This window comes from Dactylosporangium sp. NPDC051484 (assembly GCF_040689395.1).
Classification (GTDB): Bacteria; Actinomycetota; Actinomycetes; order Mycobacteriales; family Micromonosporaceae; genus Dactylosporangium.
The window spans coordinates 24,542-39,919 of record NZ_JBFAZX010000043.1; the positions used below are offsets into that span (position 1 = coordinate 24,542).

Annotated in this window: 14 protein-coding genes, 3 pseudogenes and 1 other annotated feature; of the genes and pseudogenes, 4 read left to right on the forward strand and 13 right to left on the reverse strand. The window is 67.8% G+C overall.

From position 1 onward, the window contains the following. Positions 1-106: 106 nt before the first annotated feature. The 5 genes and pseudogenes from AB0367_RS35905 to AB0367_RS35925 form a co-directional block, all read right to left on the reverse strand. Positions 107-391, reverse strand: a pseudogene (locus tag AB0367_RS35905) (transposase); the annotation flags it as partial. Positions 392-492: 101 nt separating this feature from the next. After that, on the reverse strand, positions 493-1,281 hold the full coding sequence (locus AB0367_RS35910) for a helix-turn-helix domain-containing protein (protein WP_366230988.1): 789 nt from the start codon (positions 1,279-1,281) through the stop codon (positions 493-495). Next, on the reverse strand, positions 1,200-1,982 hold the full coding sequence (locus AB0367_RS35915) for an IS3 family transposase (protein ID WP_366230989.1): 783 nt from the start codon (positions 1,980-1,982) through the stop codon (positions 1,200-1,202). The genes AB0367_RS35910 and AB0367_RS35915 overlap by 82 nt, the downstream gene beginning before the upstream one ends. Continuing rightward, positions 1,893-2,024, reverse strand: a sequence feature (AL1L pseudoknot). Its footprint overlaps the gene before it by 90 nt. Then, positions 1,979-2,299, reverse strand: coding sequence for a transposase (locus AB0367_RS35920; protein WP_366230977.1), 321 nt, complete (start codon positions 2,297-2,299; stop codon positions 1,979-1,981). (Overlaps the previous feature by 46 nt.) The genes AB0367_RS35915 and AB0367_RS35920 overlap by 4 nt, the downstream gene beginning before the upstream one ends. 433 nt (positions 2,300-2,732) lie before the next feature. Beyond that, a complete protein-coding gene (locus tag AB0367_RS35925; protein WP_366230978.1) occupies positions 2,733-3,488 on the reverse strand; it encodes an enoyl-CoA hydratase-related protein in 756 nt (251 codons plus the stop codon). Positions 3,489-4,478: 990 nt separating this feature from the next. Here AB0367_RS35925 and AB0367_RS35930 point away from each other — a divergent pair. Both AB0367_RS35930 and AB0367_RS35935 read left to right on the forward strand, forming a co-directional pair. Beyond that, positions 4,479-5,105: a TetR/AcrR family transcriptional regulator gene (locus tag AB0367_RS35930; protein ID WP_366230979.1), complete on the forward strand. Its 627-nt coding sequence runs from the start codon at positions 4,479-4,481 to the stop codon at positions 5,103-5,105. 818 nt (positions 5,106-5,923) lie between these two features. Further along, positions 5,924-6,127 carry a hypothetical protein gene (locus tag AB0367_RS35935; RefSeq protein WP_366230991.1) on the forward strand — a complete coding sequence of 68 codons (204 nt, stop codon included), beginning with the start codon at positions 5,924-5,926 and terminating at the stop codon, positions 6,125-6,127. 18 nt (positions 6,128-6,145) lie between these two features. Here the strand turns inward: AB0367_RS35935 and AB0367_RS35940 are convergent, their stop codons facing one another. The 3 genes and pseudogenes from AB0367_RS35940 to AB0367_RS35950 form a co-directional block, all read right to left on the reverse strand. Beyond that, positions 6,146-6,679, reverse strand: coding sequence for a DoxX family protein (locus tag AB0367_RS35940; RefSeq protein WP_366230980.1), 534 nt, complete (start codon positions 6,677-6,679; stop codon positions 6,146-6,148). Positions 6,680-6,876: 197 nt separating this feature from the next. Then, a complete protein-coding gene (locus tag AB0367_RS35945) occupies positions 6,877-8,493 on the reverse strand; it encodes a thiamine pyrophosphate-dependent enzyme (protein ID WP_366230981.1) in 1,617 nt (538 codons plus the stop codon). 133 nt (positions 8,494-8,626) lie between these two features. Beyond that, positions 8,627-10,045: pseudogene (locus tag AB0367_RS35950) on the reverse strand (ISL3 family transposase). A gap of 153 nt (positions 10,046-10,198) precedes the next feature. On the opposite strand from AB0367_RS35950, the pseudogene AB0367_RS35955 reads away from it, so the two are divergent. Next, positions 10,199-10,905: pseudogene (locus AB0367_RS35955) on the forward strand (IS3 family transposase); the annotation flags it as partial. 750 nt (positions 10,906-11,655) lie between these two features. Next, on the forward strand, positions 11,656-12,117 hold the full coding sequence (locus AB0367_RS35960) for a nuclear transport factor 2 family protein (RefSeq protein WP_366230982.1): 462 nt from the start codon (positions 11,656-11,658) through the stop codon (positions 12,115-12,117). Between the two features lie 222 nt (positions 12,118-12,339). On the opposite strand, the gene AB0367_RS35965 is transcribed toward AB0367_RS35960, so the two are convergent. The 5 genes from AB0367_RS35965 to AB0367_RS35985 all read right to left on the reverse strand — a co-directional run. Beyond that, positions 12,340-12,549 (reverse strand): enoyl-CoA hydratase-related protein, encoded by a 210-nt coding sequence (locus AB0367_RS35965; RefSeq protein WP_366230990.1) that lies wholly within the window; start codon positions 12,547-12,549, stop codon positions 12,340-12,342. Further along, on the reverse strand, positions 12,485-12,802 hold the full coding sequence (locus AB0367_RS35970; protein ID WP_366230983.1) for an enoyl-CoA hydratase-related protein: 318 nt from the start codon (positions 12,800-12,802) through the stop codon (positions 12,485-12,487). The genes AB0367_RS35965 and AB0367_RS35970 overlap by 65 nt, the downstream gene beginning before the upstream one ends. Before the next feature lie 55 nt (positions 12,803-12,857). Beyond that, a complete protein-coding gene (locus AB0367_RS35975; RefSeq protein ID WP_366230984.1) occupies positions 12,858-13,760 on the reverse strand; it encodes a 3-hydroxyacyl-CoA dehydrogenase family protein in 903 nt (300 codons plus the stop codon). Between the two features lie 625 nt (positions 13,761-14,385). Continuing rightward, positions 14,386-14,790: a transposase gene (locus AB0367_RS35980; protein WP_366230985.1), complete on the reverse strand. Its 405-nt coding sequence runs from the start codon at positions 14,788-14,790 to the stop codon at positions 14,386-14,388. Further along, positions 14,790-15,378, reverse strand: a 589-nt coding sequence (locus AB0367_RS35985) for a winged helix-turn-helix domain-containing protein (protein ID WP_366230986.1), incomplete at its 5' end; no start/stop codon positions are given. The genes AB0367_RS35985 and AB0367_RS35980, both read right to left, overlap by 1 nt.

The window sequence follows — 15,378 nt, forward strand, 5'->3', positions numbered from 1 at the left end:
GCAGGGCGCTGGAGTGCCGGTCGCCGGCGGCGATTGATTTGGCGTTGTAGAAATCTCGGGCCCAGGCGGAACGGGTGATGCTGCAGAACGCCCACTGCAAGACGGCTTCGCCGAGATAGCGGTTGAACGCCAAACGCCGGGCGACGGTGTATTCACTGCGGCCGGAGCGTCGGGTGACCGGAGCTTGGCCGGCGTAGCACTGCAACGCGTTCGGCGTCGCGAACTGATGCCAGTGTTCGCCGATCTCACCGGCGATCCATGCGGCGAGCCGGTCGCCAAGGCCGGGCATGCTCAGGTAGATGTCCCCGGCGGGGAACGCTGCGGCTGGGTCGGGGTCCTTCACGGTCTTGGCTCGTGCCGGGCGATGACCGCCGAGCAGGAGCTCACCCATCCGACGCTCCCATAGGCGCCGTTGCGCGCGGAGTAGCAGTAGCTGGGCGGCAGCCAGCCGGATGCTGCCGGTCTTGGCCTGGACCAGGCCTGGCTGAGCGCTCAGCTGCGGCCGCGACAGCGTCTGCAGGACACGGTCGGCGAAGCGGCCCGGCCAACCGTGACGGCAGGAACGAGCGAAGCTTCGAGCTCGTCGCGGCTGACTGCCGCCAGCGCCTGGGCGCAAGGCCAGCGCTCCACGAGTTTGAGAAACACCGCAGCGCTCAAGTCGCCGTCGGCGATCTCGATAGCGGCGGGGAAAACCGCCAGCAGGTCAGCACGCAGCCGGTTACCTAGGCGCCGCTCATCTCGAGCGGCGCGCACATCGTCGCGAGCGATGGCGCGCAGCTCGGCGCCGATCTGCCCGTGCGGGATCAGTGCCCGCAGCTCAATATAGGTGTCCAGGGCGAGCAGACAGCAGATCCGGGCATCCTCCACGTCGTCTTTCTTGCGAGCCGGCCCGCGGCGGCGAGCCACCAGGTCCGGGTTGATCGGAATAACGGTGAAACCGGCTTCCACCAACGTCTCGACGAGCAACCCGTTGCGCCCCAACTCCCGGGAAATCGTCGACGGGTCGCGACCGATCCGGCGCGCGATCTCGCGGACTCCCTTGCCCTGCGCCCGCAACAGCGCGAAGGCCTCACGTTCGCCAAACGACAGGAACCGGCCCGACACCGTCGCAGGCAACCCAGGATTCACGCCGCCAGCATGCCGGAACCACCGGAACCCGACCGGCGGCGACACACCCGCCGCCGCGGCCGCATCCTCGGTCACCGCCCCCCGACGGATCGCGGCCCAGAACGCGACCCGATCCTCACGCCACGCCACCGACGGCCGTCCCGGCGACGGCATCTGCCCCCGATACTCCCGAACCTGCTTCTGCCGCAGCCCCAAACCCATCGCTCCACCCCTCCAGAAGGGTGTTGCGACCACCGGTTGAATCCGCCAAACGAGCCGTGATCGGAGTGATGAATGAGGGCGTCGCGGTCGGGCCGGCGTTGCCACAGCGCCATGGTCAACGCGTCCAGGGGCAGGTCGGTGCGCTGGTGCTCGGCCAGGCGCCAGCCGACGATCGCGCGGGAGTACAGGTCGATGACGAACGCCACGTAGACGGTCTGGCCCTCGATCGGCACGTAGGTGTAGTCGGCGACCCACCGGGTGTTCGGCGCGGTGGCGGTGAAGTCCCGGCGCAGCAGGTCGGCCGGTTTGGGCAGGGCCGGGTCGGATCTGGTGGTCCGCGGGGTCTTGCCGCAGCGGGCGCCCTGGATGCCGAGGCGGCGCATCAGCCGTTCCACCGTGCAGCGGGCCACCTGCTCACCATCGCGTCGCAGCTGCCGCCAGATCTTGCGGGCGCCGTAGACGCGGTAGTTGGCGTCGTAGGTGGCCTGGATGCGGTGGCACAGCTCGTCGTCACGGACCGCTCGGGTCGACGGGCGCCGGTTGCGGGCGGCGTAGTACGTCGACGGTGCGATCGGCAGGCCGGTGTCACGCAGGACCTGGCAGATCGGCTCGACCCCGTAGACCTCACCATAGGTGTCGAGGAAGGTGACTATCTGCTCTGTGGCGGGTCGAGCTCCCGCACGAAGAAACTCGCCGCCGCCCTCAGGATGTCGTTGGCCCGGCGCAGTTCACGAACCTCCCGCTCGAGCTCAGCGATACGCTGCCCGTCCTCGCTGGACGTGCCCGGCCGCGTCTCCGAGTCGACCTCGGCCTGGCGGACCCAGCCCTGCAACGCTTCACGGTGAACGCCCAACTGGTCAGCGACCCGGGCGATCGCGCCCTGCTTCTGACCTGTCGATCTCCGCATCTCGAACACGAGCCGAACCGCGCGCTCACGCAGCTCATCGGGGTACTTCCTCGGTGCAGCCATGGCGGCTCCTACCTTTCCAGGTTTCGGAGCCTCCAAAAAAATCCGGGGCGGTTCAGTATGACCGTTTGCGGGTTGGGTTCGGTGGGTGTTGGGCGCAGGCCAAAGATCGCGAAGCCGTCCCACCGAGTTCCAGTGGGGACGATGTCGAGGACGAGCGACTCCGGTTCCAGCGGTGCGGCCCGAACCCCTGAGCTGGCCGTCCGGCTCGACGGCGGAGTCCTCGCAGTGCCGAGCGTCCTGCTGCCCACCTGCCTGCTGCTGTGGGAGCTCGCGGCCGGGTCGGCAGGATCGACATCGAGGGCGCCGCCGGACCGTCCCCGTGGTGATCAGTTCATTGGGCGTGAGGGCAACGCACCGTGAATGCTTCTGTCGCCGATCGTCCGTGTCGCGGTTCGGTCGACACGTTCGATCAACGAATCGGTTGAAGCGCTCGCTACCGCCCGATGAACCGCGCGATGGCAGCCTCCGAGTCTGCGTATGCCGACAGGTGCTGGGTGTAGTCCTGCTCGGCCCGGTACGCGGCCTCCAGCGGGAGCGTGTCCGAACGAAGGATCGACGCCTTCGCCATCCGGATCGCGATGGGGCTTTTCCCGGCGATCTCCTTCGCGAGCGCCCGCGCATCGTCGAGTAGGCGGTCCTGCGGGACGACGGAGTCGAGACCGCCAAGGCGGTACATCTCCTGCGCCGGCACTCGCTCCCCGGTGTAGATCATCCGACGCGCCCGACCGGGCCCCACCATCCACTGTGCGAACGACGCGGCGCCAAGCACGCCGACGTCAATCTCGGCCAGGGAGAAGAAGGAGCTTTCAGACGCGATGACGACGTCGCTCACCGCGGCCAAGGCGAGACCGGCGCCGATCGCCGCGCCGTTCACGGCACAAATGACTGGCACGGCACAGCGCCGCACAGCCCAGAACGCCTCCCTGGTAGTCCGGTACGGGTCGCCCACGTCAGCGGGCGGCGGCTCGGACCGCTCGACCGCGAGGTCCTTGATGTCCCGGCCAGCGCAGAAGGCCCGCTCCCCAGCGCCAGTGAAGACGACGACGGACACGTCCGTCCGATCGCCAAAGGCGCTGAACACCTCCGCGATCTCGTGATAGGTCGTACGGGCCAGCGCGTTCACCGGCGGCCGGTCGAGAACCACCTCGGCCACGCCGTCTTGCACGCTCACTCTCAGGTCGCCTGCCATTCCCGTCCCACCCTTCGACTCGGGCTGCGGTCTGGACCAACATAGGAGCCTTCGAACCCAAAGTCAACGTAGCCGTTGAAGTAGTGCTACGAAGGGACGGCGTCGGTCGTGAGCGAGCCCGAAGAGATCCCCGATGCCGACCACGAGCAACTCATCGAACGGGGCCGTAGGGACTGGCCGTGGAGGAGCGGCGGGTGCCGGTCGGAGAGTAGTCGCCGATCGGGTACGCACCACCGTCCCCGGGGTAAAGGAGGCGTCCTGCCCGGTCGTTTCCTGTGCATGCGCAACATGACAATCCCGTTGAGGTCCGGCCGGTGGCCGGCAAGCCGACCGTGAGGAAGGCCCGGTTCATCAGCGGGCGAACGATGGCCCAAGAAGCGAATGCCGGTACGTCGAAAGGCGCCAGGGAACCGGGGTCTTGGACCAGTTCCTTCGCTGGTGGCCTCCGGATAACTGGCCGGATACGGGCTGTTGCCCGGGCCTGAAAGGGCGCTGGCGTGGGTCAGGTGAGCCTGTGGATGGTGCGATGAACGTAGGGATCGGAACCGATGGACAAGTTGGACTGTTGCCGCGCCTGGCGTGGTGGTGAACGGACCTGAGGACGCCGCCTTGGACTGGGACGCTGTGGATTGGCGTGCGGTTGAGGACGACGTACGGCGACTGCGACAACGGATCTTCACGGCGTCGAAGGCACCCAGAACTGCTTCGGGAGTGATCGACTATCGTCGGGGCCAGCCTGGGACCATCGGGCGGCGGGTGGCGCGTAGCCTGGGTAGTGCGGGCCGATCGCAGCGCGCGACGTGGAGAAGCGGCTATGCGCTGTCGACGACGTGTGGCCGGTCGGTGCATCACCGCCGATCCGACCGCGCGCCGGCCGGATCGGCGGTCTACCATGAGACATGTGGATCAGGTCCAGGCCAGCGACGGGAGGGATTGATGGAGGAGAAATCACGGCGGCCTCGGCCTGCCAAGCGGGCCCTCACGCTGGCCATGAAACGGGAGGCGGCGCAGCGCAAGGACCGCGCCCAGTACGGCGCGAAGCGCGAGAAGATCCTCAAGGCCGCAGGTCCCGTGCTCGCTCGCAACGGGCTCGGCGGTACCACCATCGAGGCCATTGCGCGTGAGGCCGGCCTCGATCGGGCAACCGTCTACTACTACTTCTCCGACAAGTACGCGATCTACCGAGAGGCGATCCACGACGGCGTCGCCGAGCTGGTCTCGGGGCTGGAGGAGGTCAGCAAGGCCGACCTGCGCCCGCCGGACCGGCTGCGGGAGTCGATGCGCACCATCATGCGGGCCTACGAGCGGCACTATCCGCAACTCTACATCTTCTTTCAAGAAGGGGCGGGCTCGACGGTCATCGACACGCACCTCAACCAGGATCTCATCGACTCGGGCCGCCGGGCAGAGAATCTGATCGAGGCCACGGTGCGCGAGGGGATTGGGTCCGGGGAGTTCCACCTCGCCCTGCCGCCGAAGGTGTTCGCCAAGCTGGTCGTGGGCATGCTGAACTGGACGTCCCGCTGGTTCGTCCCGAACGGTGCGCTGAGCGCCGAAGACATCGCCGACGGCATGACCGAGACAGTGCTGAGCGGGATCGTGCAGCGGACGCCGTAGCTCCCGCAGTCTCGGTCCAGGAACCCGGCGCAGGTGGGTGTTGGCGAGGCGGGGCCCTGCGTGACCGTGGCGACGCCGGGACGACCGCCGCGCCCGGCCGCCATCATCACGGCCCCGACTCGCGGACTGCGCGCTACCCGACTACCGCACAGCGGTGTCAACGTGCATGCTGGCTTCGCGCCGACGGGCCTACGGACTCGGTCTTTGCGCGGCCGCTGGGCAGCGTTGTGCTCGCCGCCAGGAGGGCGTTTTTCGCACTGGCCAGATCGACGTGGGCGTGCTCGGGGTAGCGTCGCCATCGCAGTGGCAGACAGTTCAACGGAACCGTTGATCATTCGCGTTCCTGGATAGTATCGCGTCTACCGAGGGCAGGAGTGCTCAGCGGCGACTCTATCCCTTCGCATCTCACGGCCAGTCCGTGCCCGACCGCGCTGAACAGGGGGCGGCGATGACGTCGGCCAGCCCACTGCGGCTGAGCTGGGACTCCCGCCAGTGGCCAGGGGGTCGTGCTCCACCGCGGAGTCCCGCTGGCGCGACGGACCTGAACGTGTGGACCGCGACCCCGGCCCGGTATATGCTCTGCGGCGCCGCGCTGAACCTGCGGAGCGCCTGGCCGCAATTGCATGTGACCGACGCATATAGAGGTGTTCCTGGCTGATGTGTGGGTCAGTTGCGGCCAGGTAGTTGTTAAGGGTCAGGACGATTTTTCACTGTCCGCTAGCAGTAGTGCGGGTCGGTGGCCGGCGAGTTGGAGCATGGCCAGGGCGATGACGGACTCGGCGCTGCGGAATCCGAAGCCTCGGCGGATGATCAGGCGGATGCGGGTGTTCACCGATTCGACGCGCGCCTGGGCCACCAACCAGCTCGGCCCGCGTGACCCGCACAAGGACTCTGGCTGGGGCACCTCCACCGGCATCGAGGGCTACCAGCTCTACCGGTCAACCCGAATCGTGTGTAAACCTACAGCCGGTGAACTGACCGCAGGGAATGGTCGTATGACGATCGCTCCGATGAGCCGATGACGGCTCAGAAGTCACTGGTCACGCGCTCTCCCGTGCGGTGTCCGACGACTCCGCTTGGGCCTCGGAGCGGGGCCGGTACGTTGCCGTGAGGAGGCCCGCAACAGCAACGACGCCGACGCCGATCGCGATGAGGGCACCCCACCCACCCGCGACCACGATGCCCAGCGCCGCGTCGATCGACGCCACTCCGGGCCCCGCGATCGCCACCACGGCGGCCACGACGGCTAGGACCAGCACGTACTCGTAGCCGTCCTTGAAAACGAAGAAGCCGTTGCGCCGGTGCGCGACGACGCCGGCAACCAGCATGACGGCGATGACCGCGGCGGACGAGAACGGCGTGAGGAACCCGAGGATCAGGCTGGCTCCGGCGACGACTTCCACGATCGCGCTCATCACGGCCTGGACCATCCCGTGCCGCAGGCCCAAGCTCTCGAACCAGCGCGCAGCACCGGGCAGGCGTCCTCCGCCGAAGGCGTGGTTGAGCCCGTGTACGACCATGACGCCGCCGAGGACCACTCGCAGCAGCAATAATGCGACATCTATTCGATCCATCGGCAGATCTCCTCGATCGCACCCGTTGAACGAAGCACGCAGCGGTTCAACGGGCGAATTCCATGACTCGGGAACGGCGCGTGTAGCTGGTCTAGCTGGCGTTGCAGGTGCGGATCGGCAGTTCGAGTCGGAAGTCCCGGAGGGCGCTCGCGCAGCGACCCCCGTTCCGGCGTCTACCGGACGGCTGCGTCACGGGTTCAATGGGGCACCTCAGGGATCGCATCCGGCGCGATCTTGACGTCGATGACGACGGGGCAGTCACTGTCCTGCATCACGGCCAGTGCGGGAGCGAGATCGTCCATCGTCGACACGGTGAAGCCCTTGCAACCCAGTGGCCCGGCGAGGTCGGCGAACTGCGGCCAGTCGAACAACGACAGCCGCGGATCGATACCGCGATGGACGAACTGGTCGTACTCCGCCCCGTAGCTGCCGTCGTTGCAGACGACAACGGTGAGCGGAATGCCCTGCCGCACAGCGGACTGCAGCTCGGCCAGACCACTCATCATGAACCCACCGTCGCCGGTGATGAGCACAGTCGGTTCGTCAGAGGCCGCGCACGCCGCGCCGATCGCTGCCCCCATTCCCAGGCCGACCGCGCCGAATGACGTCGACAGCACGTGCGCCGCCGGCTCGTGCGTCCCGAGATAGCGGAAGCTCTCGCCCAGGAACCGGCCGCCGTCCTGCACTATCGTGCGCACGGCGGGCAGCGCCGCGTCGATCGCGCTGAGCACGGCTGCCAGGCTGAAGGAGTCGGTCGAGGTCACGGTCCACTGCAAGGCCTCCGGTGTGAGCCGCCGGCGGACGAGCTCACGGTAGGAGGACTTCGGGATCTCGGCGGCGTCGAGCCACTCGACAATCGTCCGAGCCGTCGCGGCGGCGTCGCCCGGCACGCCGGCAGTCACCGGGGTGTGCCGACCAATTGCCGATGGATCGTCGTCCACGTGCACCACCGACTTGCCTTTGAGCAGCTCAGTCCCAGCGGTGGTCCAGGTGTTGAGGCTCGCGCCGAACGCCACGATGCAGTCCGCATCGTTGATCGTCTCCACACCGATCGCGGTCGACAGGGTGCCGAACACCCCGACCGAACCTTCCTCAGCGCTGTACAACCCACGAGCCTTCAGTGTTGTTGCGATCGGCGCCCCGAGCCGCTCGGCGAGACCGAGGACGGCATCGCGCGCCGACTTGTCCAGTACCCCCCGCCCTGCGAGCACGAGGGGCCGCCGGGATGCGGCGAGCACACCGACGGCCACGTCCAGCGCGGACTCCTCCGGTTCCTGAACCGCGCCCGACACGCGACCGGCATCGGCGATCAGCGGCTCGCCCACCTCGTGCCACTGGAAGGAGGTCGGGCAGTTGAGCACCACGGGGCGCCGCCCATCCCTGGCCCGGCGCGCTGCGCGGTGGACCGCGGACGCGGCGTCCTCCGGGCGTTCGACCAGCACGTAGTCCGCACCGGTGGCGGCCACTAGCGGTGCCTGGGCCAGCGACTGGACGTTCGCCCTGTTCCCTGGGTTGGTGTCACCGCAGATCAGGACCATCGGCGTGGCGCTGCGGACCGCTTCGACGAGGGCGGTGACCGTGTTCGTCAGGCCGGGGCCCTGGGTGACGGTGGCGACCCCGAGGCGCCCGCTGCGGCACGCGTACCCGTGGGCCATCATGACGGCCCCCGCCTCGTGGACGGCGCTGACGTACCTGCCGTGCTGCTGCTCGACGAAGGCGTTGACCATGAATAGGTTCGAGTCGCCCAGCAATCCGAACAGGGTGTCGACCTCGTTCGCCGCCACGGCGGCCGCGAGTGCTTCGTGAACCCGCATCCCTGAGAAGCCTCCTCCATCGTCAAGGGCGCATGCGCCCGCCGGTCGAGCTGAGGCCGGCTGCACCACCCGATGTGTCGCGCTCCCAAGAGCGACCCAGGTCACCCATCGAGCACCTGGCCCGACACTCACCCTAGCCCTTAGGGACAATTTTGAACACGTATGTTGAAGAGATCCGAACCACGATTGCATACGCTGCCACGGGCCATGCAGGCTCTTCGAAATTAGCGGGGGTCGAGATGTCCGCGGGTTTTGCGGGTGGTGGCGGTTCGGGTTCGTAGTCGCGGAAGCCGTAGGCGTCGCGGGTGATGGTCTTGATGACCCGGTTGGTGCCTTCCGAGACGGCGTTGGTGATGCCGGTGTGCAGGAACGCCAGGATTTCCGGTCACCAGGTCTCGACGGTCGTGGCCAGGCGTTCCAGTTCGGGGAGGTCGGCGTCGGCGCAGCGGCGGTAGAACCGGTGCAGCAGGTCGCGGACCTGTTCCCGGTTCGGGTGGGTGCGGGCGGTGGCGAGCAGGTCGAGCAGGTCCTCCTTGGCGTGCCACGCGGCGGTGACCGGCGCGCCGATCACCGTGGGCAGGCCGGCCAACTCGTCGAGGAGGGTGTCGACGTGTTCGCCGCGCATCCGGGCGGCGCAGCGGGTGAGCCTGTTGCGCAGTTCCCATTCGCGGTTGCTGTTGCGGCCGCGCCGGCCGCGGTGGGTGACGGTGACCCGGCGGCGGACCTCGGTGAGGGTCTGGTTCGCCAGCTGCACCAGGTGGAAATGGTCCACGACCAGAGTGGCCTGCGGCAGGACCCGGCGGATCGTGCACATGTCGATCGCGACGTACTGGACCGCGTCGCGCCAGGCCGTGTCGCGTGCGTCCAGCCAGTCGATGACCGCCTGGGCGGTGCGGCCTTCGACCTGCCCGAGCAGGCCCTGCCCGCCGGACAGGTCCACAAACCCGACGTGCCACCGGTCCACCGCGGTCTGCCAGACACCGGTGGCCTCGTCGAAGACCCATCTCGGCCGGCCCCGGCGGATCTCGTCGATACCGAGCACCTGCACCGGCTCCGGCTGGGCCGGTAGCACCGTGCGGGCGTGGTCGGTGAACGCCGCCGCGACGACCGGCCAGGACATGTCGTGGTCGCGGGCCGCTTGGACCACGGTGCGGCCCTGATCGGCCACCGCCACCCCGGCCGCCGCCCGTAACCGGCTGGTCAAGCGCTTGCGTGGTGGCACCGCTGCCACCGACTCGGTGAACGACCGGCGTGGGCACGCCGGCTCGTCGCAGCGCCAGCGGCGCTTGGCCCACACCAGCCGTGGTCGGCGGCCACCGACGGGCAGGTCGCGCGGCCGGGTCACCCGTCGGCCCTTGGACCGTCGCGCCCGGGTGCCGCAGTCCGGGCAGTGTCGTGCCTGCTCATCGGCGGTGACCAGGTGCACCACCGGCATGTCGGGGTCGCCGGCGACCCCGACCACGGCTAGGCCGTCAAGGCCCAGCAGCCGCGTCGTATCGTTAACCACGCCCGTAGCTCTTCTGTTGTGATCATCTTGCTTCGACAACAACATGATCTACAAGAGCTACGGGCATCTATCGGCAGGGCCCACAGTGGAACATCAGCCGACCCTCAGACCCCCGCCAAGTTCGAAGAGCCACCAAAGTCCTCAAGGGACAAACCGCTGAAGCGTTCCCCGGAAGTGCCCAACGAGGAAGGTAGTCCCATCAACCGCTTCCAGTTCGTCGCCGACCACCAGCAGCGCTACGGCGTGAAGCGGTTGTGCCAGATCATCGGGGTGTCCCGGTCCAGCTTCTATCACTGGCGGCCGGCCTCGCCCGCCCGAGCCGCACGGGAGGCCGCGGACACTGCCCTCGCGGTCCGGATCCGGGCGGTGCACACAGCGTTCGACGGCACCTACAGGGCGCCGAGGATCACCGCCGAACTGCAGGATGACGGCCTGCCGGTCAACCACAAGCGGGTCGCCCGGGTGATGCGCCGCTTCGGCATCCAGGGCCTGCGGCTACGCCGGCGAACCCGCACGACGATCCCGGACCCGGCCGCGGCGAAGGCACCCGATCTGATCGGCCGGGACTTCACCACCGAGGCACCGAACCAGCGTCACGTCGGCGACATCACCTCCCTGCCGGTCGGTGAACGCGGCTTCCTCTACCTGGCCACCGTCATCGACCTGCACTCCCGCCGCCTCGTGAGCTGGGCGATCCCCGGCCACATCCGCACCGAACTCGTCAACGACGCCCTGCACGCCGCCCAACGCACCCGCGGCAGCCTGGACGGGGCCATGCTGCATACCGATCATGGCGGTCAATATCTATCTCTATCCGCTACACCCGTGAAGTTGCACTCGCTGGCGCCCAGCTGTCGGCCGGGACCGTCGGCGACTCGTACGACAATGCTCTGGCCGAGACCGTGATCGGCCTGCACAAGACCCAGAGCCAGCTAGAGATCGTCACACTCGAATGGATCTATTGGTACAAACACCGGAGCCTCCACGAGGCCTGCGACTACCGTCCACCCGCCGAGTACGAGGCCCTCTATTACCTCAACCAACCACCCGCTACAGTCGACACAACCCACTGATCACGGCCTCCAAAAAACCCGGGGCGCTTCATACCGCCGCAAGGCCGTACTCGCACTTGACAGGGCTGTTCCACATCAGGGCAGTGCCCTACGCCCTGACTGCAGGGCTATCAGCGTGATGCCGACACGCGTCCCGGTCGCCCTGCGAGTAGCCTGGCACGGGCCAATCGGCTACTCGCGACAGGCGTTCAACGTCATCGTTGACAGTATGAGTTGACTTGTCATAGATTGGTAACGCCGATGGCCGTGGCCGTGGTGGTGGTGTGAGGGCGTGACGCGCCGACGGCAGGATCCGAATCGAGCGATGGAGCCGGCCGCTCCGACACGTCGCGACTGTGGAGTGGCTGCGAATGGGCCAGTGAGGCCCCGCCTCGGGCCGCCGAGATGGGTGGCTGGGCTGGTCGAGCCGCTACCCGTGGGCGCATCCTGACATTCACAGACGTGGATGCATAGCTTGGTCATGACCGGGACTGTACAAATAATGGCGGATCTGCCGATCAAGGGAGAGACGCCAGATGACGACCGAGACCATCATGGAGTCCGAGTCGGCAGAAATCCAGCAGTTGCAAGACGGAGGCACGCGTGACGGAACGCACGGACCTTTTTGGGTCACTGGCAGCGATTCAGCAGTTGCCGCACCGCTACGCGCGGGCGGTCTCCTCGGGCGACATGGATACCCTGGCGGACCTGTTCACGCCGGACACGCGTAGCGTTCTCCACGAGATCAGCCGTGACGGATCCAAGTCCTACCTCGGCGCTGTTCTGCGGCAGCCGCGACCGTTCAATCGGGCCCTCGGCAACCACATTGTCGACTTCGACGACGCCGATCACGCGCGTGGCATCGTGTACTGCCACGGTGAAGCGGAATCGGTCCTTGGCGATAGGCAGTGGTGCATGCTGCGCTATCGGGACTGGTACGTCCGCCTCGATGGCGGGTGGTACTTCGCCCGGCGCCAATGCCATCGCGTGTCGGGCTGGCCCTCAGCGACGGGTTTGGCAGCGGCGGGACCGCAGATGCCGATGCCGTGGAGCGACGATGCATGACGTGTTGATCACCGGCGGAACGGTCGCCGACGGGTCCAAAATGCTGCCCTTGGCAGGGCCATGTCGGCGTCGCGGGTGAGCGAATCGTTTCGGGTGTGGCGTAGCGGACAGCCGGTTCTGGGTTCCCGGCGATGCCCCGAGCCAACTCGACGGCGGCCGCCAGCGGGTCCACGACCGGGACGACGCGCAGGGCAATCCCGCACTCCACCGCCTCCGCGGCCGTCAGTCGACGTCCGGACAGGACGAGCTCCACGCACGCGCGTAGCCGACCAGGCGCGGAAGCCGCTGGGTGCCGCCCCCACCCGGGACGAGGCCGCGGGCAACGTCGGGCAATCCGATCTGCGCATGGTCCGCGACCAGACGCATGTCACAGGCGAGCGCCATCTCTAGCCCGCCGCCGAGGGCGAACCCGTTGATCGCGGCGATCGTCAGCTGGGCAGCTCGGCGAGCTGCTCGATATCCTGGCTGCGCCGTATGCGGTCGCGGCGCGGGACCGGGTCCTCCGGGCTGCCCGCCTCCCAAGGTCCGTGCCCGCGCAGAAGAGGCGGCCGCCGGCGCCGGTGAGGATCACCACCGGCACCCTGCGGTCGGCCGCGACCGCGCGCCATAGCGAGGCCAGTTCGTCGCGCATGACTTGGTTGCGTGCGTGAGCCGCCTCCGCCCGGTCGAGCTGGACCGTGAGCACCCCGACTCGAGCTCTGTGCGCACAGTCGTCCCGCGGGCCCCGGGTACCATGTCCGTCACGATCTGGAAGGGGACTGGATCTCCCCGTCGTCGCCGTACTCGTAAATTCCCCGCCCGCTCTTACGTCCGAGCCGACCCGCCGCAACGAGGTTGCGCAGGCCCACGGTCGGACGGAAGCGCTCACCCAGGGTCTCGCTCAACGACTCGAGTACACGCAGGTAGGTGTCGAGGCCGTTGCGGTCTCCCAGCTCAAGGGGACCGATCGGAAAGTTGAGCCCCAAGCGCAGCGCCCTGTCGATGTCCTCGGCGGTGCCAACGCCTTCCTCCAGCATGCGCAGGCACTCCAACCGCACGATCGCCGAGATTCGCGAGGTCAGGAAGCCAGGGCTGTCCTTCCGGCAGACAACCGTCTCCTTGCCCAGAGAGGTCGCGAAGCGGCAGGCCGCCACGACCACGTCGTCGCTGGTCTGCAGGCCGCGCACCACCTCGACCAGGCGCATGAGCACCGCAGGGTTGAAGAAATGCAGGCCGACGACACGTGTCGCCCCGTCGCCGACGGCGCTCGCGATCGAGGTGATGGAGAGCTGCGACGTGTTCGTGGCTAGCACGGCGTCGGGCTTTGCGGCGGCCGCTGCCTCGGCGAGCACGGCCTGCTTGACCTGCAGCGCCTCGACGACGGCCTCGACGACGAGGTCAGCGTCCGCCGCCGCGTCATCGAGCGTCGTGCAAAGCCGCAGCCGGCTCAGGGCCTGATCACCTCTCTCGGCGGCGAGTCGTCCCTTCCCGACCAGCTTTTCGATGCTCGCGCTGATGCCTTCGCGAGCACGCTCCAACTGCTGCGGCGCCGCGTCGCACAGGGCGACGTCGTACCCGGCCGTCGCGGCCAGCTGGGCGATGCCGGAACCCATGATGCCGGCGCCGACAACGGCAACCCGGCTGATGTCGCGTATTGGTGTCACGACGAGAGGATAGCAAAGCTCTCAACGCTCTTGTTGAATTTTCACGAGTCGGCGCTACGTCACCGATGTGGATGAGCCCGAGCTGATCGTGCGCACCGACGAGGGGGAATAGCCCAGCTGGTCCTCAATCGACCGGGCGAGCTGAACGCCTGGACCTACTCACTCGAGTCCGCGTTCCTCGCGGCCTCGAAGCCGCGGCGGTCGACTCGGCGATTCGGGTAGTGGTCGTCACCGACGCAGCCCGCGGTTTCTGCGCGAAGGCGTCGATTTCGTTGCTGGGCAACGAAATCGGCGCCGGAGCGCCCGGACCGGGCCCGACGGCAACGGCTGTGCGAGCTGACCGAGTTCTTCAAACCGGCAATCACGGCGATCAACGGGCCGGCAGCTGGCCTCGGCTTGGCGCCCTGTCGTGCGACGTCCGGTTCGCCGCTGCCGAGGCGGCGCTTACCACCTCGTGCCCGCGGCTGGGTCTCGTCGCGGAGCACGAGGTCTCCTGGCTACTCCCCCGCGTGGTCGGCTTCGCTCGTGCAGCCGGCTATTCTCCGGTCGCACCGTGACCGGCACCGAGGCCGCCGAAATGGGCACAGAAAAGTGTTTATTGACCGGAAGGGCAAATGTGTGATGTTCAGGCTGCGGCGTAGCGGACTTCTGGCTTGTGGAAGAAGGCTTTGACGGCGTTGGGCTGGTTCTGCCGGCGGCGTAGGTGCGACGCGGCTGCTTTGGCCAGCCCAGCCGGGTTGGCCGGGTTTGCTTGTGCCACATGGCGTTTGACGTCGCGGTTGAGTAGTTCCACGGGATTGAGCTCGGGTGCGTAGCCGGGCAGGAAGTGCATCTCAATACCGTCAATGTGTTCGGTGAGCCAGGTACGGACGTTGACCCGGCGGTGCACGGGGTGCCCGTCCACGATGAGGTGGATCTTCCGGTCGAGGTGACGGGTCAGCCTGTCGAGGTAGGTCAGGAACAGCGGGCCGGTGAACGTGCCGTGGTAGCAGGTGAAGTACAACTCGCCCTTGTTGCTGATCGCGGCCATCACGTTGACGCCGAAGCGTCTCTGCCGGTCTTGGCCACCACCGGGGTCTGCCCGACCGGTGCCCAGGTGGTGCCCACGGCGGCGTCGGAGCGTAGCCCGGTCTGGTCCAGCCACAGGACGATCGCCTTCTCCTTGCGGGCGCGGGCCTCGATGGCCGGGTACTGGACCTCCAGCCAGTGCGTGACCGCCTCGGGGTTCTGCTCGTACGCCCGGCGGACCGGTTTCTGCGGTGACAGGCTCCAGGAACGCAGGTACTTGCCGATGGTGACCAGCGACAGGCCGACACCGAACCAGTCACGGATGAGTTGGCGGACCTGCGGGCGGGTCCAGACCAGGCCGGGCAACGCGACCTGGTCGGGGATCTTGTGCAGGATCGCCCGCCGGACGCGGGCCTGCTGCCGCGGGTCGAGGGCCTGTTGCTCACCGGGACGCCGTCCCCGCCGGCCGGTCTGTAGCGCACGGTTTCCCTTAGGGCGCGTCTCAGATGGTGAGATGCTGACCTCGGGCATGATCTTCGTTTCGTGGCCGATGTGGTTGATGACATGGTGGGAACGTGGGCGCCGGACGACTTCTGGGAGATTGCCGGGC